Source organism: Sphingomonas sp. QA11 (assembly GCF_028473665.1).
Lineage (GTDB): Bacteria > Pseudomonadota > Alphaproteobacteria > Sphingomonadales > Sphingomonadaceae > Sphingomonas > Sphingomonas phytovorans.
Map to the genome: position 1 here is coordinate 4,297,050 of NZ_CP098774.1, position 19,932 is coordinate 4,316,981.

At 63.1% G+C, this 19,932-nt stretch carries 11 protein-coding genes and 1 pseudogene; 6 read left to right on the top strand and 6 right to left on the bottom strand.

The window, feature by feature from the left end; all coding sequences use genetic code 11:
• Positions 1-52 precede the first annotated feature (52 nt).
• Positions 53-1,354, top strand: a complete 1,302-nt coding sequence (locus NDN01_RS19835) for a cation:proton antiporter (protein ID WP_272623553.1) — start codon at positions 53-55, stop codon at positions 1,352-1,354.
• 56 nt (positions 1,355-1,410) lie between these two features.
• On the opposite strand, the gene NDN01_RS19840 is transcribed toward NDN01_RS19835, so the two are convergent.
• The 6 genes from NDN01_RS19840 to NDN01_RS19865 form a co-directional block, all read right to left on the bottom strand.
• Positions 1,411-2,292: a phytanoyl-CoA dioxygenase family protein gene (locus tag NDN01_RS19840; protein WP_272623554.1), complete on the bottom strand. Its 882-nt coding sequence runs from the start codon at positions 2,290-2,292 to the stop codon at positions 1,411-1,413.
• Between the two features lie 193 nt (positions 2,293-2,485).
• On the bottom strand, positions 2,486-2,845 hold the full coding sequence (locus NDN01_RS19845; RefSeq protein WP_272623555.1) for a hypothetical protein: 360 nt from the start codon (positions 2,843-2,845) through the stop codon (positions 2,486-2,488).
• Positions 2,846-3,110: 265 nt separating this feature from the next.
• The gene (locus NDN01_RS19850) at positions 3,111-3,995 is read right to left on the bottom strand and encodes an HlyD family secretion protein (protein WP_272623556.1); all 885 of its coding nucleotides are present in this window, start codon (positions 3,993-3,995) and stop codon (positions 3,111-3,113) included.
• 15 nt (positions 3,996-4,010) lie between these two features.
• Positions 4,011-4,724, bottom strand: a complete 714-nt coding sequence (locus tag NDN01_RS19855) for an ABC transporter ATP-binding protein (RefSeq protein ID WP_272623558.1) — start codon at positions 4,722-4,724, stop codon at positions 4,011-4,013.
• Positions 4,721-5,872, bottom strand: a complete 1,152-nt coding sequence (locus NDN01_RS19860) for an ABC transporter permease (protein ID WP_272623560.1) — start codon at positions 5,870-5,872, stop codon at positions 4,721-4,723. Before NDN01_RS19860 ends, NDN01_RS19855 begins: the two co-directional genes overlap by 4 nt.
• On the bottom strand, positions 5,872-7,011 hold the full coding sequence (locus tag NDN01_RS19865; protein WP_272623562.1) for a radical SAM protein: 1,140 nt from the start codon (positions 7,009-7,011) through the stop codon (positions 5,872-5,874). The genes NDN01_RS19860 and NDN01_RS19865 overlap by 1 nt, the downstream gene beginning before the upstream one ends.
• Positions 7,012-7,308: 297 nt before the next feature.
• On the opposite strand from NDN01_RS19865, the gene NDN01_RS19870 reads away from it, so the two are divergent.
• The 5 genes and pseudogenes from NDN01_RS19870 to NDN01_RS26025 form a co-directional block, all read left to right on the top strand.
• Complete coding sequence (locus NDN01_RS19870) at positions 7,309-8,037, top strand: hypothetical protein (RefSeq protein ID WP_272623564.1); 729 nt, start codon at positions 7,309-7,311, stop codon at positions 8,035-8,037.
• A 50-nt stretch (positions 8,038-8,087) separates the two neighbouring features.
• Positions 8,088-10,094: a polyketide synthase gene (locus tag NDN01_RS19875; protein ID WP_443025148.1), complete on the top strand. Its 2,007-nt coding sequence runs from the start codon at positions 8,088-8,090 to the stop codon at positions 10,092-10,094.
• A gap of 14 nt (positions 10,095-10,108) precedes the next feature.
• Positions 10,109-13,273: a MupA/Atu3671 family FMN-dependent luciferase-like monooxygenase gene (locus tag NDN01_RS19880; protein ID WP_272628324.1), complete on the top strand. Its 3,165-nt coding sequence runs from the start codon at positions 10,109-10,111 to the stop codon at positions 13,271-13,273.
• Positions 13,270-16,698 carry a non-ribosomal peptide synthetase gene (locus tag NDN01_RS19885; RefSeq protein ID WP_272623568.1) on the top strand — a complete coding sequence of 1,143 codons (3,429 nt, stop codon included), beginning with the start codon at positions 13,270-13,272 and terminating at the stop codon, positions 16,696-16,698. The genes NDN01_RS19880 and NDN01_RS19885 overlap by 4 nt, the downstream gene beginning before the upstream one ends.
• Positions 16,688-19,873: pseudogene (locus NDN01_RS26025) on the top strand (condensation domain-containing protein); the annotation flags it as partial. The gene NDN01_RS19885 and the pseudogene NDN01_RS26025, both read left to right, overlap by 11 nt.
• Positions 19,874-19,932 lie beyond the last annotated feature (59 nt).

Sequence of the window (19,932 nt, forward strand, 5' to 3'; positions counted from 1 at the left end):
TGCCGGTCGGCGTCAAACTGCTAATGAAGATATGCTAGGAAGGAAAAGATCTTTGACGCCGGCAGAACTGAGCATCGCCTTCTTCATCCAGCTATTCGTAATTGTTGCGGTAGCGCGCATGGTGGGCTGGTTCTGCCAGCGCTTCCTGGGTCAGCCACAGGTTGTCGGTGAGATGATCGCCGGCGTTCTGCTTGGGCCCTCGCTCCTAGGATTGGCGCTACCGGGTCTCAGCGCGCTGCTTTTCCCCGCTCAGTCGAAGCCGATCCTCTTCGTCATCGCCCAGCTGGGAATCGGTCTCTATATGTTCCTTGTCGGACTCGGGTTCGACCGCGACCATTTCCGCAGCAACCTTGGCAGTGCCGCCGCGATTTCTCTGTCGGGGGTGGCGGCGCCTTTCGTGATGGCAATGGGGCTGGCGCCATGGCTCCTGAGCGAAGGGCTGTTCGCGCCCCGCATATCGAAGGCCGAGGCGACGTTGTTCCTGGGCGCGTGTATGGCAATCACGGCTTTTCCGATGCTGGCACGCATCATTCACGAACGTGGCGTCTCGCGATCCCCGCTCGGCACGCTGTCGTTATCGGCGGGAGCTATCGACGACGCCTGCGCCTGGGCCGTGCTGGCGGTCGTGTTGGCGACGCTCGGCGCGGGTGCGGGCGTCGCGATCAAGGCGATCGGCGGTGCACTGGCCTTTGCGGCGTTCATGGTTCTTGCCGGGCCGCGGCTGTTCGCCCGTTTCGCACCGGCAGTCGAGGCGCGGGGCGGGGTCGACAACGGGTTGCTCGGCGCGGTGCTGATGCTGTTTCTGCTGTCCGCTTTCGCGATGGATTCGGCGGGAATGCATGCCGTGTTCGGCGGGTTTCTACTGGGCACGGCCATGCCGCGCGGCCGTTTCGTCCAGGAAATCCGTGCCAAGCTGGAGCCGGTCACCACCGTCCTGCTCGTGCCGGTTTTTTTCACCTATTCCGGGCTCAACACCAAACTCGATGTGATGAGCGATCCCGCGCTGTTCGTGATCGCCGTGGCAATACTTGGGGCGTCGATCTCGGCGAAGTTCGGCGCCTGTTGGGCGGCGGCGCGGCTTACCGGTCAGGACAATCGCACCGCGCTCGGCATCGGCGCGCTGATGAACGCACGCGGACTGATGGAGCTTATCATCATCAATATCGGCCTTCAGCAGGGACTGATCGGGGTCGAACTGTTTTCGATCCTGGCGCTGATGGCGGTCGTGACCACCTTCATGGCCTCGCCACTGTTCGAGCTGGTCTATGGACGGCAAGCGCGCGCAGCTGGCCAGTTGGGCCAGCTGGTCGACGACGCCGAGCCGCCGACAAAGGTCCCTGCGACCAATCGATAGCTCCGTAGTTCCGCGACCTACGACAGGTGCCGACTGCCTTTCATCGCGGGTTTTCCTCAGGTATAGACGAGACGGAGGAGCAGCCGGTCAGCCGACTCCGGGGTCGTCGCGCGATGATAGGTGGAGTTGTCCATCAAGAACCCGCTTCCCGCCTTGCCCTCTATGATCGTCTCGTTCTCGCTTCCATAATATCGCTGCAGCACTTCCACCGGTTGCGAATAGCTGAACAGCATGGGCCAGGTTTTTTTCTTATGCGAGTGCTTGAACATCACGTGCGCGCCTGACGTTCGATCGGTGTCGGTGATGTAGAAAGCGACCATTATGAAGTTGTGACCGTGAAGATCGAAGTGATAGTCGATCGCATTTCCCTGTCTCATCTGCTCTTCCGGGCTGAGCTTGGTCGCGAAGCTCCAATATAGCTCCAGGTCGCTTAGTCGTCTGGGCGAATATCCCAGATACTGGCTGACGATCTCAAGGATCAGGGGATCGTTGACAATCCGGGAGACGCACTCATGCTTGAGAAGCTGGCGCTTTCTTCGTTTGTAAGCCGTGCCCAGGGTCACCATCTCACCGTCTGCCAGACGCCCGCCCTCCGCCACCTCGGATTTGAGGAACGGTCTCGACCGAACCGAGTTCTGCAACGGGAGCCGACCTGCCAGACTATGGATCTCCGTGACCAGATCCGCGGGAAGATCGAGGCCCAGCGAAACGCCGTCTTTTCGAAGCTCTTCGACGCTGCGATCTGCATCGAATCCGTGGAAGATGCTATCATGCCGTGGCCGGAACGACGTTTCGCGCTCGCGGTCCCATTCGCGACCGAACAGACCGGCAGATTGGCGGAAGCGCTGCACGCGGCTGTAGGCGATACGATAGGTTCGGAAGCGGGCCAGCACGAACATCGGGCCGATCCGGAAGATTCGCCGGATGACCGTGTTCATCCGGATGGCCAGCTTGGCCTTATGCTTACGCCATGACCTGGGTAGCATGGTCACCTCAATACGATCGCCGTATGCGAAGTCGATTGCCGCAGAAGAGCGACGGCCGCAAACCCGCTTCGCCGCTCTCCAGGACAATGCTCATTACATGGCGTGCCTATGGCGCGCCGCGGATCACCCACGAATGGAGCGCGAATTACCCACGAACGGCCATCCCATGATCTTGAGCGAGGCGCGCAGTGTTCGGCAACACCAGGTCCAATCGTTCCACCTCGGAGAAAAGCCTCACTATATCGATCTCACAATCGATCTCGGTCAGCGGCAGTTCGGTGTTGCGCTCCAGGCACGCGTTCACTGCATCGGCGTCGGTGCCATCGATATCGACATAATGGAGCTTGCCAGCCAGGCGACCATTCTTGCTCGCCCCGCCAATGCTGATCTTTGCAGGCCAGCCTTTTGCCGGCATCTTCGCATCGATGAAATCCAGGATGTTCAAATCGCCAAAACCGGACACCTCCACGGTGCCGGTTTTTCCTGCGTTCGAGGAACCAGTCATTTGCCTCTCCTCTGTTATCGGAATCACACTAAGGATACCGCAGGTTCAGTGCGGCCACACCACACGTCGGCCAAGAACAAACGCTCAATTTTGGGAGATTAGCCTATTCTCTCCAGAACTCTATCACCATAACTGCAACAGCATCCTGATGCAATAAGACGACCTCGTTAGACTGGACAGACCCTGGCCGGCGATACGCGGACTCTCTGCTCACCGTCCTTTACCGATCCGTGTCTCGCGCTGGCGCCTCGGCCGTGCCCGCGGATCATTCGAACCGCACGAGCACGCGCTGGCCGATCAGCATATCCGTGCTCCTGGTCTGGACGATCACCTCGACCACACGTTCGTCGGTGAGCTGGCTGGCCTGATCCGATTGCAGGCGACGCGCTCCGAATATCGGCGCGATCCGCTTTACCGTGCCGGAGATGCTGGCCGACCGCTCGTTCTCCGGCGAGATTTTGACTGCCTGCCCGGCGCGGATGGATCGCAAGGCCGTTTCCGTGACTTCGGCGCGCACGATGCGCGGCGTGTTCGGGACGATCGTGAAGAGGACCGATACGTTGAGGGTCGAGACCCCCGTCCCTACCGATGCGAAGCTCTGTGCAACGGTTCCGTCGGCCGGGGATCTGACCAGCCTCTGATCGCGCTCGAAAACCGCTCTGCGCATAGCCGCGCGCGCCTTGGCCAGCGCGGCTTCCGATTCGCGCACGCGCAGCCGGGCCAGATTTGCGTCATCCCTTGCCAGGTCGGCGGTGACGCCGGCCACGGCGCGCTTGCCCCGCAGGCTGTCCAGTCTGGAATATTCGCGAGCCTTGGCCGTCGCTTCCAGCCTCGCCTGGTCGAGCTTCGTCCTGGCAAGCGCGATGTCGGCCTCGCTTTCGGTGACCGCGATCGCCTGTCCGTCGAATTCGAGCTGCGCCAGGGGCTGGCCTTTGGTTACCCTTTCGCCCTCCTGGACATAGATGGCGGAGACGGTTCCCGGCGTCTTGGCGGCCGCCGCGATCAATCCACCTTCGACATCGACGCGGCCATTAGCCACGGCGGCCGACCGGCCCATGGTCTTGGCCGGCACGAAAGTCCCTTCACCAGGCACCTCGTTCGAGCAGGCGCCGAGAATGCAGAGTGCCGGGAGGATCGCGAAAGCTCTCATTCTCCGACAGTGGCTTCAGGCGGGAAAGCGCTTGGTTTGAACGACTCGGCCGTCGGCCATTTCCACGATCCGGTCGGCGCTTTGCTGAAGCTTGGTATCATGAGTGACGACTATAACGGCGGCGTTGCGGTTTCGCGATGCAACGCGCAGCAATTCGATGATCCGGGCGGCATTTTCCGAGTCCAGGGCCGAACTCGGCTCGTCTGCGAAGACCAGGCTCGGCTCCTTCACCAATGCGCGCGCGATCGCCACCCGCTGCTTCTCGCCGCCGGACATCTCCGCCGGACGGAGGGCGAGCTTGCCGCTCAGGCCGACTTCGTCCAGCGCCGCGCGCGCGCGCTCGCGCGCGTCTGTTCGGCTGAAGCCGAGATAACGTACGACGAGTGCGACCTGTTCGACGGCATTCAAGGCGGGAAACAAATTGAAGCCCTGAAAGACGAAACCGCAATGTCGAAGGCGAAACGCATCGATGCGGCTAGGCGGCATACGCCAGAGGTCTTCGCCGAGCGCATTCACTTCACCGCTCTCCGGCCTGAGCAGCCCGGACACCGCCGCCAACAGCGTCGATTTCCCCGACCCGGAGGGGCCAATCACCATCGTCATCTCTCCGGCCATGGCCTCGAAGTCGACCCCGGAAAGCACGACGGTACGCTCTCCGCCCGTCGTGTAGGACTTCACTAGGCCGGTTGCCCGGATGGCAGGCTGCCGATCGGAATTGGCCGCGGTCATCTCAGCAATTCCGCAGGGTCCGACCGCTTTAGCAACTGGATCGACATAACGGCGGCAATGACGGCGATGACCAGCGACACCACGAAGATGATGAAAAACGGCCACACGGGATAGGCCATCGGCAAACCTATCCGCTTGGCGATCAGCGACACCGCCAGGAAAATCGCCACCGCCGCAAGATATCCGAACGCAACCAACCAGAGGCTGAGCTCGATCACGATCAACCGCAAAGCGTTCATCGGCACCCCGAGCGCCAGCAGCGCTCCGAACTCGGCGAGCCGCGCGGCGATCGCTCCCTTGAGCGTCTGCCAGGCGATGACGGACCCGACGAGCGCGCCGAAGCTTACCAGGAATATCAGGACGATGCCCAGAATGCCGCCGTTCAAGAACAGATCGGACTGATTGGCCCGCGCCAGTTCATCCTTTTCCCACGCGCGCACCGCACCGTCGACCTGGCGCTCGATCCGTTCACCCACGGTCCCGAGGTCCGTGCCCTGAGCCACTCTGACCAGCAACGCGTTGACGTGCAGGTCCGCAGGATTCAGCAACCCGATCTCCTCCGCCGTACGGCGCGAAGCGAACACGATCGCCCTGCCGTTGGCGTTGGGGAATCCGTCCGCAATCCCGGCGACGGTCACGACCCGGCCGTTGATCGCCGCCTTGCCGCCGAGCCTGGCATCAAGCTTGCGGAAACTGGTCCGGTCGATGGCGACGGTCAGCGGCATTTGCAGCCCGGCGATCGTCCGCTCGCTGAACGATTTCGGCATCGTCAGCGAGCCGGCCGCGACATCGATCGCTGCGACCAGAACGCCGGTCCGCGATCCGCCCTCCTCGATCCCCTCGTCGGAGACGGCGCTCCAATCGGCGCCGTGCACGGGAAGGTCGGCCACCTCCGTCACACCCGGCGCCGTCATAATGGCGGGCAGCAAGCGCTTGGGTATGTCGCCTGCATCGAACCAACTTTTCGCGTTCCGGTCCAGCACGACAAGATCGGCAGGGGTCGAGTTCGTCAGCCGCGAATACGATTCCGAGACGCCGCTGAACAGACCAGTGAAACAGATGATCAAGGCGCAGCAAAACGCTATGGAGAGTATCGCCGCAGAGTAACGCCGCCACTCGAAGGTGATCATGCGCAAGGCGAGTGTCATCAAATCCCCACGCTCGCATATTCGCGCTGCTGCAGGCCAGCGGATCCCGCCCCATCGCCGGAATGGGCTTTTGACCGCGCATGGATCCGCGGCAGCATCTCGGTGAATTCTGCTGCCGGGATCAATCCGCACGCTCCATAGAACACCGTCATTGTGGACAGCCAGGAGAAGAAATCCGCGTGGCTGGCGAGGTGCTTCTCCATCGCCATGCCGATCCACGAGAGATGCGCCCAGACGTCGAAGCACGTGCTGCAATCACGCGAATCACCGACGCAGCACCGCCGCGGTTCGCCGAGATCAGGGCCATAGGCGTTGAAGAAAGGGTTGTAGCTCTTGCCGTTGCGCAGGCGGCCAGCATTCTGCGGAGCATCAACCGACACGCTGCCGCACACGTCATAGCCCCAGGATTCGCCTAGCATCCTGCCGCTGGTCACGACCTCATTTATATAGCGCGACATGCAGATCGCCTGAGGATGGCGATCGATCATCCGGTCGACGAAGCGATACGCCGGATCGAAACCGCCGGCGTGGCTCAGATCGTCCCCAAGACCCTGGAGATCGCCATAAAAGTTGAATGCGACCAGCTGGCCATTGGCCACGCAGGCATCCACGACTTCCACGGTTTCTGCCGGCGGTTTCGCAGGCAGGGTAATGTACCAGCGCGCCCGGTCGTCGCCGGCGAAATTTTTCAAAGCGCGATCGAAGATGTCGATCTTTCCATAGCCGCGCAGTTCGCGATCGGTGGCCCGGTCGCCCCACATCGAAACGGCGATCGTAATGTCTTCCAGCCCCTCGCGCGGAATCGAACGCAGGCCGTTGGTGACGACCATGATCCGAAACGCTTTGGCCAGTTTCCTCAGACGATCGGGGCGCAGGCTCGGCTCGCCGCCGATGACGGTTACGAAGTTGATACCCCTGGATTTCTCACGCTGGATGAATTCGGCCAATGTGTCGTCGTCGGCCTCCCCGACATCATCCAAGGCTTCGGCGAAGAAATAGCATCCTTTGCACCGCAGATTGCAGATATGCGTTATATCAACCGAAATGGATCTAACGGACCCCGCCGCCTTAGTTGCGGCCCACATCCGCGCGGTTAAAGGGTCTTTCAGATACCCATCAATTGTTGCGCGGATCGACAAAAATGCCTCTAATGAAGAACAGTAGTTGCAAAGCACGGCATACGCGTACGCCTGGAGTACCGCAACGGAATTTTGGGCGCGGCAGCGCTGCCAGATGAAAAGATGACCCGCGCGCGTGTATGCGAAGTAAACATGCACTCCGTTGCAACCCTGCGGCTACGGGCAGCCGTCCAAACTCTCTGCCAACTCTTTTTGCATCGGAATCTCGTCCTAAAAACGGTTGAGGGCTGACTGGATCCTTGTTACTTCGATGAAACCCACGTGATGGGTTTATCTCACCAAGCCAGGAGAGAATTTATGAGAATCAAGGTCAAAAGAAGTGTTTCCGTCTACGAGGAGCACAGAAAGCCTTTCCTCACGCTCCTTCTGAACGCGTGCGAGGGTGCCCGTGAAGCTGTGGGCGTAAATCCCCGGCCGTACGTGAAGGCGGAGAGCGACGGCAAGACGTTCGACGTGATCATCACCACCGAATTCGACAGCATGGCCGAGTATGAAGAGAAGTTCCTTCATCAGCTGTTAAAGAACGACAGTTTCCTCGATGGTGCGGAATCCGCGGTCGGCATGATTGTCGATAATCCGCGCGACGAAATGTATGTCCGCCTGGAGCCGGACGACTACTTCATGCATCGCAAGGGCGAGTTCGAGCTCGAGAGGCTGGGTGACAGCGCGCCGACCGAGCAAAAGAAGTACCTCGTCGAACGGATGTTCCGCGCGAAACCCGGTAAACTGCGCGAGATCATGGCGCTGAACTTCAAGTTGATGGAAGAAGAACTCAAGAAAACCGGCGTTATGCCGAAATATTACTGCACCCGCTTCACCGCTGGTCGTATCGGCGCTTCCGAGCAGGAGCGGATGTTCAACGACGCGAACGAGCTGGACCGGCAAGTGCTCGATTACGATGACAAGTTCGATCACTCGTTGCTGAACAGCCCGATCGAAGATACCTATTATCGTCGGGTGGACGCCGAACTCATCGAGAGTTTCCAGAAGGAAAAGAAACCGGAAATTCTCGTTCCGCACATCTGATAGTCGAGCCGTAATCTGCTTTCATGCCTCAGGAAATCGCAATCATCGGGATGGCATGCAAGGCTCCGAAGGCCAATAGCTATCAGGATTTCTGGCAGTTGCTCGTGGCTGGTGAAACAGCCACGGGCGGCTGGCCGGAAGATAGGCGCTACCTGTCGCGGCTCTGGTCCGGGCCGGATGCCGGTTTCGCGGGCAAGGTGCGGAATTTCACCAATTCCATGCGCGGCGGCTATTTGGACGATGTCGACATGTTCGACGCGCGCCTGTTCGGCATCTCGCCGCGTGAAGCCCGTCTCATGGATCCGCAGCACCGATTGCTGATGGAGCAGAGCTGGCAGGCCCTGCTTGATGCCGCGATCGATCCGCGCAAGCTCGCGGGATCGCAAACCGGCGTCTTCTTCGGATTGTGCTCCTACGATTACGGCTTGATCGGTCACGAGATGCCGGACCGGGTCAGCCCGTATTCGGCGCTGGGCGTGGCGCATTGCATTGCCTCCAATCACGTTTCCTATTCGCTCGGGCTCCAAGGGCCCAGCATCACCGTTGATGCAGCCTGCGCCGCCTCGGCCATGGCAATCCATCTGGGGGTGCAGTCGCTGCTCAGCGGAGAATGCGACTTGGTGCTCGCTGGAGGGGCGAACCTGGTGCTCTCTCCGGTCGTGAACGTCAGCTTCGAAATGGCGGAAATGCTCTCTTCCCAGGGTCGCTGCGCCACCTTCGATCGCGCTGCGGACGGCTACGTCCGGGGCGAGGCGATCGGCGTGATCGCGCTCAAGCGCCTAGAGGATGCCGGCGACGATCCGATCCATGCGGTGATCAGCGCGACCGCGTCCAATCAGGACGGAAGGACCAGCTCGATCACCGTCCCTTCCGGCGCGGCGCAAGAGACCTTGCTGCGCAGGTGCTATGACAAGGGCGGCATCACGCCCGATGCGGTGACCTTCGTCGAGGCGCACGGCACGGGCACGCCCGTCGGCGATCCGATCGAGGCGAACGCGCTTTCGCGGGTCTTTTCCGGCCGCGAGACACCGTGCAGGATCGCGTCGCTAAAGGCGAATTTCGGACATTCCGAAGCCGCGGCCGGGATGCTCTCGACGATCAAGACCGCGCTGGCCCTGCGGAACCGCTTCCTGCCTCCGCATGTCGGTGCCGCCGCTCCGATCACACCCTTCGCCGACGCGGGGGCACCGATTGCCCTTGTCACGGACGGCGAGCGGCTGCACGCCGCCGCCGGTTCGCCGATCTTCGCCGGGATCAGCGCGTTCGGCTTCGGCGGGACCAACGTCCATCTGCTGTTACGAAGCCACGAGGCGGAGGACGATTGGCAACCGCCTGCCGATGACGGGCCGGCGACGATAACATTGTCGGCGCATAGCGTGGACGCCCTCGATCAAGCGAGGATATCTTGGGCGGACTATTTCGCTTCGCTCGACGCACCGGATTTCCAGCTCGCCGCCGCGATGACGCGGCGCGCATGCGGCGGGGAACGCTTTCGGATCGAGGTGGCGGCCACGTCCGCTCCGGAAGCTGCCGCGGCGCTCCGCGACGCCCCGATCGCTCCGAACCCGCCCGAAACGAAGGACGAATTCTGCGACCTGCCGATCCGCCGGCGGCCGGCCAGCCCCCCTCCGGCCTATCCGTTCATGCGCAAGCGCTACTGGGCCTATGACTACGACAAAGCCCCAAGCTCGAACGGTAGGGATCCGACAGACTCCGCGTCGGCAGCCAGCGCTGCGTTTCCGGAGGCGATGACGCTCGATTTCAGCGCCGGTTACATCGCCAATCATCGCATCGCGCAGACGGTTATAGTGCCGGGTGCATCGATCATGATGGCGATACGCAGCGCACTCCTGCCCTATTGCAACGGGGATGCCTTGGAAATTCGGGACATGCGTTTCCGTTCGGCAATCATCATCGACCCGGCTGCTGCTGCCGAAGGCTCCAGCACGACGCTGCGGCTCGCGAAGGAGGCCGAGGACACCTACCGCGTCACCGTCGTCAGCGACGCCGACGGCGTGGTCCGCGCGGAAGGCTTGGCAGTCAGAAAGGCGCTGTGATGGATTTCAGCATCATGTTCTTCTCGGGCGGCGCCAACGACGATCTGGCGGCGGGCCGTTACGGGCAAATCCAGCAGGCTGCGCGTCTTGCCGACCAGGCCGGTCTGAAGCGGATCTGGCTGCCCGAACGCCATTTCGTGCAGTTTGGCGCGCTGCATCCCAATCCAGCGCTGCTCGCCGCCCATCTTTCGGGCATGACCAGCACTATCCGGCTTGCCGCCGGCAGCGTCGTTGCGCCGCTCCACGATCCGATCAGGATCGCGGAGGAATGGTCGATGGTGGATAACCTCTCCGGCGGTCGGGTGGATGTCGCCCTCGCCTCCGGCTGGCTGCGATCCGATTTCGTTCTGGCCCCCGAATGCTATGCCACGCGCAAAAGCGAATTCCGCAAGCGCGTCCGCCAAGTGCGGGAATTGTGGAGCGGTGCAAGCTTGACCCGGCAGGTCGAAGGCCGCAGCCATTCCGTCGCCATTCGCCCGGCCCCGTTGCAACCGTCGCTTCCGCTCTGGATAACGGCGGCCAGATCGATCGACACCTTCCGGTACGCTGGCTCGGTCGGCGCGAATGTCCTGACGTATCTTGTCGATCTGGGTTTCGAAGGATTGGAACCCGCCATTGCGGCTTATCGCAAGGCCCGCGAGGACAATGGCTACGAACCGGACGAGGGCGTCGTGACCGTCATGGTCCATTGCTGCCTCGGCGACGACAGCGCCGAAGTCCGGCGAGCCGTTGCCGGCCCCTATCGTAAGTACCTGTTCGACAATCGCGAGCTGATGCTGCAGCTTGACCGCCCGGCCGATGCCATCGACGACAAGACCTTTGGCGAGATGGCCGATATCCAGTTCGAGCGGGTATTCGAAAACCTCTCCCTGATCGGATCGTTCGCCGCCGCGCACCGGACCCTCGACCGCTTGGCGGCGATCGGTATCGGCGAAGTCGCCTGCCTGATCGATTTCGTGGAAAAGGATTCCATGACGATCGATGCGGTGACGGACATCGCCTCGCTCCGGCAATCCTATCGCGAACGCGTGCCCAAGCCGATGGCCGGCGGCGGCCCGGACCTGATCGCCGAACGGAGCCAGTTCTACGATTATATCGGTACGCTTGGCGGGTTTTATGGAGATGAGTTTCGCCTGGTCGAACGGGTTCGGCTCGATGGTGATCGCGCAGAAACCGAGTTGCTGGTCGAAGATGCGAGCGAACAGGGCAAGGCCATTCTGGTCGACGCCGTCATCTCCACGGCGCATGCGTTCGCGTTGCGGCCCGGCCTGCGCGCCGCAAGCGTCCCGCTTGCCATGCCCGCGGGGGTCGGCTCGATGTCGATCGGAGATGTCGAGCCCGGCGTCCTGACGGTCGTCACCGACGCACGAGGCCGCGAAGGAGACATTGATTATTTCGATGCCGTCGCCCGCGACGGGCAAGGCCGGGCGGTCGTGCAACTCGGCCGGATCGCATTCAACCGGTTCAAGGTGCCGCCGAGCGATCCGCGCGTGATCACGGCCAGAAAGGTCGCGCACAGGATCACGTGGCATGAAGCTGCACCGACGGCTGCCGCGCCGAAATCGATGTCATTCATCGTCCAAGCATCGGAGCCGTCAGGCGCGTCGGCCTGGATCGAGGCATTCCGGGCTGCCGGGTTCGAAGCCACGCGGGCGGGCGATGAAAGGAGCCGGCGCGCAGACGGTGCGCAGGAATGGCATATTTTCGTGGCTCAGACGCCCGCCGACGGTACCGATGCCGGGCTGGCTCAGGCCGCCACCCTCGAAATTGCCAACTGGACGAGCGCGCTGCCGAAGCAGGGACGCGGCATCAAATGGGCGGTGCTGACGCGTTCGGCCCAGGCCGTCCTGAAAGATGACGGGCTTCCCGATCCGGTAGCGGCTGCGGCTTGGTCAGCCGCCGCCTCGCTCACGCAGTTCGGAGGGCAGACACCGCAAGGCGTCCTCGACGTCGATGATACGGGCGAGCGCACGGCGCAGGCGATAGCAGCCAGTCTCGCCAGCGAAACATTGCCGGCCGCGATTCGCGGCGGCGACGTTTTCCGGATGGAGCTGGAGCCGTTCGGGGAGTCGTCCGGCTCCGCTAAGCCAACCGGGGATCTGCTCGCGGGCGGTCGGGCGGTCGTGCTGGGCGGCAGCGGCGCACTCGGACGCGAGCTCATCTCGTGGCTGGAAGAGGAAGGGGCTTCGGCCATTACGAGCGTTTCCAGAAACGGGATGCGCGGCCCCAGGGCGGGTATCGCTCGCGTGGCGGTGAAGGACTGCCGCGCGGACGTCGCCGTGGACCCGATCGAGGACGCATTGCGGGACTGCGACCAGGACCCCGACGCTTTCGACACGATCTTTCACCTGGCGGGAGTCGACCGATCGGAAGGGGACGGCGTCACCCGGGAGAGCGTCGCATCGGCCTTCGCCCCCAAATTGGGCGCGATCGAGAACCTGCGCGGTCTGCTCGATCACGCCAAGAGACCGCTGCACATCATTCTGTTTTCGAGCCTGGCGGCGTTGCGCGGGTCGCAGGGGCAGGTCGCTTATTCGGCCGCCAACGCGGCAGCGGCCGCTGCGCTCAGGCGGATGGTTCGCGGCACACCGCATCGCGCGACGATCGTCCATTTCGGCCCATGGTGTGGCGCGGGCATGGCCGCTGCGCCGGAACTCGACGCGATCTTCGAATTGAAGGGGATCGAGCGCCTGGCCCCGGAAAACGCCCTGCGGGCGCTCGGGCTGGTGCTGTCCGGCGGCCATGACGAAGTCGTGATCGCCCAGTTTCCCGAACAGCGCGCGCGATCGGCACCGGCGGCAGCGGATCTGGCCGGACCGAAACAGGAGGGACAGCGGAGCAAGGATCTGGACACGCTTCACCACATCGCCCCCAAAGAACGCAGGGCGGCGTTGGTTTCGCGTTTACAAGTCCTGATCGCGAAGGCTTTGGAAATCGAAATCGACGAAGTCGACGCCCGAACCAATCTTTACGATCTCGGCTTCGATTCGCTGATGGCGGTAGAGCTGCGCAACAAGCTTTCCGAAGTATATGACATCGAGGTCGGACTGGTGGTCTTGATGGATGCGCAAACCATCGACAGCGTCGTCGATCGCTTGATGCCGATCGTCGAAAGGGCGCTGGACCAGGCAGTTCCGGAAAAACGCGAATCGCTGACAGAGGAAGCGGAAACGCTGTGAACGCCGCCCACGCGATCCTGCAACTCGACACTGCCGGCATCGACCTTGGTGTTCTCGGCGATGATCTGGTTCTCATCGGAAATACGAAATCGCTTCCGGACTCGCTTCGGACGGAATTGTCGTTGCACAAGGCGAAACTCCGCCATGAACTGAACGGACTGCGCGCGCCGTCCCTGCGCGGAGAGGCCTGCGTTGAGCGGTGCCGATTCTACCTGCCGTCGCATGGGCAGCAGCGCCTGTCCTTTCTGGACGCGTTGTATCCGAAGAGCGCCGCCTATGTCGTTTCAGCCTCCGTATTCTTCCGCGGCGTGACCGATCAGAACCGCCTGGTCGATGCACTGCGCAATGTGGTGGGACGGCACGACGCGCTCTATACGCATCTGATCCGAACGGACGACATCGATCTCGCCGCGATCGACCGCAATGTGCCGGTCGATCTGCCGCTGATGGACCTGTCGGGCCACCCCGACCAAGCGGAGAGGCTGAGCGCCCTTTGCGAAACTATCTCGACCACCCCCTTCGATCTGACCGATCCGCCGCTGTGGCGCTGGCTGCTGGTCCGTACGGGCGAGAGCTCATTCAACCTTATCGTCGCGATCCATCATTTCATCAGCGACGGTTGGTCCCTGGCGGCGGCGTTCCGGGAGCTCGCCACCGAATATCGCCTTGGCGCGCCCAGAAGCGAGGCGCCTTCGGCAGGCTATTCGCTCTTTGCGCGCCAGCAGCGCAGGCGATTGGCCGAGCCGGATATCCCCGCCCTGATCGAAGACGCGCGCAATGCGCTCTCGGCTTGCCGCCTCGAAAGCTCGACCTTCGATGGAAAAGTCCGTCCCGAGCTGGACAGTGATCGGGCAGGCAGGCTGACGTTCAGCCTTTCGCCCGAAGTCGCCCGGGCCGTGCGAGCGCTCGCCGGCGAGCTCTCGCTGACCGTCTCAAGCATTCTTGCGGCGATGTTCGCGCTCACCATCGACCGTTTCACTGAGGGGGGGCCCTTCGCGCTTGGCATCGCAGCCTCCAACCGTCCCGGCAGCAGGTTCGAGAATATATTCGGCTTCTTCGTCAACTGGCTTGCGGTTCCGGTCGATTGCGGCAGGCAGGAGACCCTCGCTTCGCTCATCAAGCGCTTCCACGCTGACAAGCTCGCCGCGATCGACCGCGTCTGCATCCCGTTTGACGAGATCGCGCGAACGTCGGGCGCGTCGCGTACGCCATTCCTCCATCCAGTATTCCAGTTCATGTTCGTGTCCCATGTTCCGGCGCGCGCGGTTTCACTTCCCGGAATCGAGGTCTCCCTTCTGCCGCTCCCCAACGGCAGAGCCAAGCTTGATCTCACAATGTTCCTCACAGACAGTCTGGCTGCTGTTTCGGTGGAAGGCGAAGGAGAGCTTTTCCTCGAGATCGAATACAACGCCCAGCTGTTCAATCCCGATCTCATCGATCGTTTCTCCCAGGATTTTCGGTCACTGGTAGAAACAGCCGCCGCGGTAGGCGACACGACTTTGGCGCAGCTTGCGCCGCGACGGCAACCTTCCATCGCAAAAGGCAGGATCGTCAAAACCGCGCCCGACGTGGTGGCGATGTTCGAGCGCGTCGTCGCCCGAACCCCCCATGCGCCGGCGGTCCTTTATTCGGGAGAATCCCTGACTTACCGCGATTTGCGGGACCGCGCCGCCCAGATCGCTGCCGCGCTCCTGCAACTGGATTGCGGCGAGCGGAGGATCGCGCTTCTCGTCCAGCGTGGTTTCGAACTGCCGGCCGCGCTGATCGGATCGGCGATGGCGAATGCTACGTTCGTGACGCTCGATCCCGAGGCTCCGCCCGAGCGGAATCGGCGGATCATCGCGGATGCGAAACCGGGACTGATGTTATATTCCGGCGACTGCGTCGGCGATGCCGCGGCGCTGGCGCCGGATACGGTTTGTCGAGCCATCGAGGAGTTCGGTTTCCCCCCCGCTGGTGGTGACCCGTTCGACACGCGCGTCTGTCGGCCGGATCACGCGGCCTATCTGCTGTACACCTCCGGCAGCTCGGGCGTGCCGAAGGGGGCCCTGATCCCGCACCGCGCCGTTGCGAATTTCGCAGCATGGATGGGTGACGCCCTGAACTTGTCGCAAGCGGATCGGGTGCTGGCGAAGACACCGATCAGTTTCGACGCATTCTTGCGCGAAACGCTGATGTCGCTGTGCCACGGAACGTGCGTCATCATGGCCGATGACCGTCAAGCGCTCGACGTGAACGCGCTCGTCGAGTTGATCGACGACAACGCAGTGACGGTCCTGCACGCGACCCCCACCCTGTACGACGAGTTGCTCGGGATAACGGAAGGACAGGGGAGCCCGGCCTTGCGTTCCCTTTCGCGCGTGATGTGCGGCGGAGAAGCCTTGCCGCGGACACTGGTCGAACGGCATTTCCGCTTGCTGCCCGATTGCAGGCTGTTCAACGTCTATGGACCAACGGAGTGTACAGTCGACGTCACCTGCAAGGAGATCCGGCCCGAGACCGGCGCGAGGGTCACGCTGGGACGCCCGATCGACAATTGCATGATCATCATCGCCGACGAGCAGCTCGAGCCGGTAGAGCGTGGCAGAAGCGGAGAGATCGTGATCGCCGGCACGCCGGTCGGTCTAGGCTATCTCGGCGCCGCGGCCGGGTCCGCCTTTCTTGATCCTTTCCCGCATTCCGGCGGGCAGCGGGCATATCGTACCGGCGATATGGGCCGAATGCTGCCCGACGGGGAAATCGAATATCTCGGCCGCCGCGACCGCCAGATCAAAATCCGCGGCATGCGGATCGAGTGCGGCGAGGTCGAGCAGCAGATCGAGGCGCATCCGGTGGTGGAGCGATGCGTGGTGGTCGCAAGCGACGGTGCCGGCCAGGGCGCCGAACTCCTCGCAGCCGTCCGGCTCGTCCCCGGTGCGCGCCAGGACGCGCGGACGTTGACGCGGCTCATGCGGTCCTACCTGTCCGACTATCTGCCGCTGGCGATGATCCCGAACCTCGTCGCGCCGATGGCGGCGTTTCCGCGCACGGCGCACGGCAAGCTCGATGCGAGCGCGCTCGCGCGCGAGCTGAGAGCGTGCCGCGAGGACGCGAACGCGCGCACGCACGCCCCTTCGCAACCGAACGCGATCGAAACCGAAATCATCGCGATGGCGGAGGCCTTGCTGGGACAGACGGGCATCGCCGTTCACGACAATTTCTTCGATCGCGGCGGGCATTCGCTCAACGCCATAAGATTGATCAACCAGGCCAATAAGCGTTTCGGCACCACGCTGACCGTCAAGGAGCTCTTCAACGAGCCGACAATTTCCGCGCTCGCCGCCGCGATCGCGGCAAGTGCCGGCCGGGAGACGGGAGCGGGCACGGTCATTCGTCCGATCCGTCGGCGGCGGCGTCCGTCGGCAATGTTGACCGATGCTGACTGACGCGACGCGGGAACGCCCCGATGCCGGTGAAGCGCCCGGGTCGGGCGCGTTGCGGGCGCGCGTATCGCGCGAACAGCGGCGGCTATGGTTCCTGGCAGCCAAGCATCCCGAGGAAGCCACCTACAACATGGCGTATCGGCTCGATTTCAAGGGGCCGCTGGATGCCGCCCGAATCGAGCGGGCGATCGCCATGCTGCAGGATCGGCACGAGACGCTCCGTACGCGCTTCATCTTCGACGGCGAACAACCGCTCCAGGTGATCGAGGACAAGGCGCCGGCTGCATTCGAAAAAGTGAGTGCGCCGGGGCGGACCTCGCAGGAGCGCCAGACCGCCGCTGCGCAGCTCGCCGCCGAATTCGCGGCCGAGCAAATTCCGCTCGATCAGGCGCCGCTCTTCCACTGCCGCCTGATCCGCATCGAACGGGATCATCACGCGCTCGTCTTCGTGATGCATCACATCGTGGGGGACGGATGGTCACATTCGGTCCTCACCCGCGATTTCTGCGAAGCCTATGAGTTGCTCGGGACGGGCGATGCCGGCCCGCTCGCGCCGCTTTCCCTGCAATTCGCCGACTTCGCGGAGTTTCAGAGCGAGTCGGCGTCGGCCGAACAGGTGCATTTCTGGATCGATCGGGTCGCCGGCCTGCCGCCGCTGGATCTTCCTATCGGCGCCCCGGCCTCGCGGCGCCGACCGGCCCACCACCTGAGCTGGCTCGCCGGGCCGGCCGACACGCGCCTGCTGAGAGAATTCGTGAGAAGCCGCAAAATGCTGCTTTCCGCAGTGCTGCTCACGGCCTTCGAGCGCGCGCTCGGCCTGATGAGCGGCCAGAACGACTTCTTTCTCGGCACCGTGGTGGCCAATCGGAGAAATCCCGACGTCGCCGAAATGATCGGCTTCTTCGCCAACACCGTCCTCCTTCCCGCACATCACGTGCTCGATCGCCCGGCGGAAATGCAGCTGGCGGACAATCAGTCGCTCATGATCGAGCTCCAGGACAATCAGGAAGCCCCGCTCGATGAAGTCATCGACGGGTTGCATCTGGAGCGGCATGAGCATGAAGACGCGCCGATCCAGGCGCTCTTCGTCCTGCAGAACGCGCCCTATGAAGGCATCCGGATCAGCGATGTCACGATCGAGCTCGAACGGCTGCGCGTCGGCGAAGCGAAGGTCCCGGTGACGCTGTTCGTGACCGAGGGCATCGAATCGGTCGAGTTCGAGATCGAATACGACCCCGCCCGGGTCGGCGCGGCATTCGCCCGGGATCTGCTGGCGCTGTTCCGCGAGGAATTGTCGGCGCTCGCCAGTACCGGCATCGCCGAGCAGGACCGCGGTAGCAGGATCGTCAGCGGCCGGGTCCGGCCCGAAAATCTCGACCGGACGATCGTCGACCTGATCTGGAACCAGGCCCGGAAACAACCGCAGGCGGTGGCGCTCAGCCACGGGGAAGCGGAGCTGACCTATCGCGAGCTGACGATGCGGGCCGACGCCCTGGCCACGGCTTTGTCGATCCGCGGAATAGCGCCCCAGTCGCGGATCGCCACCTGCCTGCCGCGCGGGATCGAGCTTTACGTCAGCCTGATCGGCATCATGCGCGCCGCCATGATCTGGGCGCCGATCGATCCCGACGCCCCGCCCGCCTATCGCGCCGCGGTTCTCGATGCGCTGAAACCGGCGCTGGTCATCGGCGAAGAGGTCCCCGCGGAGCATGAAACGTGCGCGTTCGAAGCCTTGACCGCGAGCGGCCGTGAGCATCCCGCTGCCGCCTTCCCGTCTCTCGATCACACGGCCTATGCCATTTCGACGTCGGGCACGAGCGGCACGCCCAAAACGGTTCTGGTCGGGCATGCGGGCCTGGCCAATATCAGCCGCTGGGTCGCCGATACCCTGGAATTGACCGCGGCGGATGTCGGCATCTGGAAGACCACGATGATGTTCGACGCGGTGTGCCGCGAGCTGTTTCCGATCATGATCGCAGGCGGCCGCTTGGCGATCGCGCCGCCCGATGCCGAGCGCGATATGGAATTGCTCGGTGAGCACATCGCGAGGCACGGGGCGACGACGCTCCATTGCGTGCCGACGCAATTGCGCGCGATCATCGATCTACGCCCGCTTCCCGAAACCGTGAGAGCGGTCATGTCGGGCGGCGAGCCCCTGCCGACCGACCTCGCGCACCGCCTGATCGCCGAAGCCGGAATCGCCCTGTACAACGTCTATGGGCCGACCGAGGCGACCGTCGACGTGACGTGCCACCAGGTCACCGGCACCGAAGTCGGCACGAATGTCCCGATCGGCGTTCCGGTCGACAATGTCCGCTTGGCGCTGACCTGCGGCGAGCGCTTGCTGCCCATCACGGCACGGGGCGAGATCGCGATCGGCGGATGTGCCGTCGCCAAGGGGTATCTCGGCGGCGAGGGGGGCGGGTTCGGTTCGCTCGCCGGACTTGGGCGCTCCTACAGGACGGGCGATCTGGGGACTTTCGACGCGAGCGGCGGTTTCCATTGCGAAGGCCGTCTCGACAGGCAGATCAAGGTGAACGGCGTGCGGATCGAGCCGGGCTCGATCGAAGCCGCCTTGCGACGCCACCCGCAGGTGGGCGACGCCCAGGTCACGGTGCTGGACGGTGAGCGCAGCGAATTCGTGGCGCTGGTTTTCCCCGCGGAAGCAACGGAACAAGCGCCCGACGACGCGAGCGGGACGGCGGGCGAATGGCAGCCGGTGTTCGACGACAGCTATGCCGATCTCGATTGGAGCGTCGCACCCCACGAAAACACGCTGGGCTGGGTCGATAGCGGAACCCGCCAGCCGATCCCGTCCCGCGAGGTGCTCGCCGCCACTGACGACGCCGCTTCGAAAATCCTGCGCTGGAAGCCGCGCAGCGTGCTCGAACTGGGATGCGGCATCGGCACGTTGGCATTCCGCCTGATCCCGAACGTGGATGCTTTCCTCGGAATCGATTTCGCCGCGAACGCCATCGAATATTGCCGTCATCATGCGACGCGGATGAAATCGGCGAACGCGCGGTTCGAGACCGGCGACATCGAATCCTTCGATTTCGGGATCGGTCAGAGGTTCGACGCGATCATCCTCAATTCCGTCGTGCAATATCTGCCCGACGAGGCGGCGCTGGACACGCTGCTCTCACGGGCTTCATCGCTGCTCAGCGAAGACGGCTATATATTCCTGGGGGATATCCGGGACGCACGGCTACGCGATCTTCACGCGTTCTGGAAACT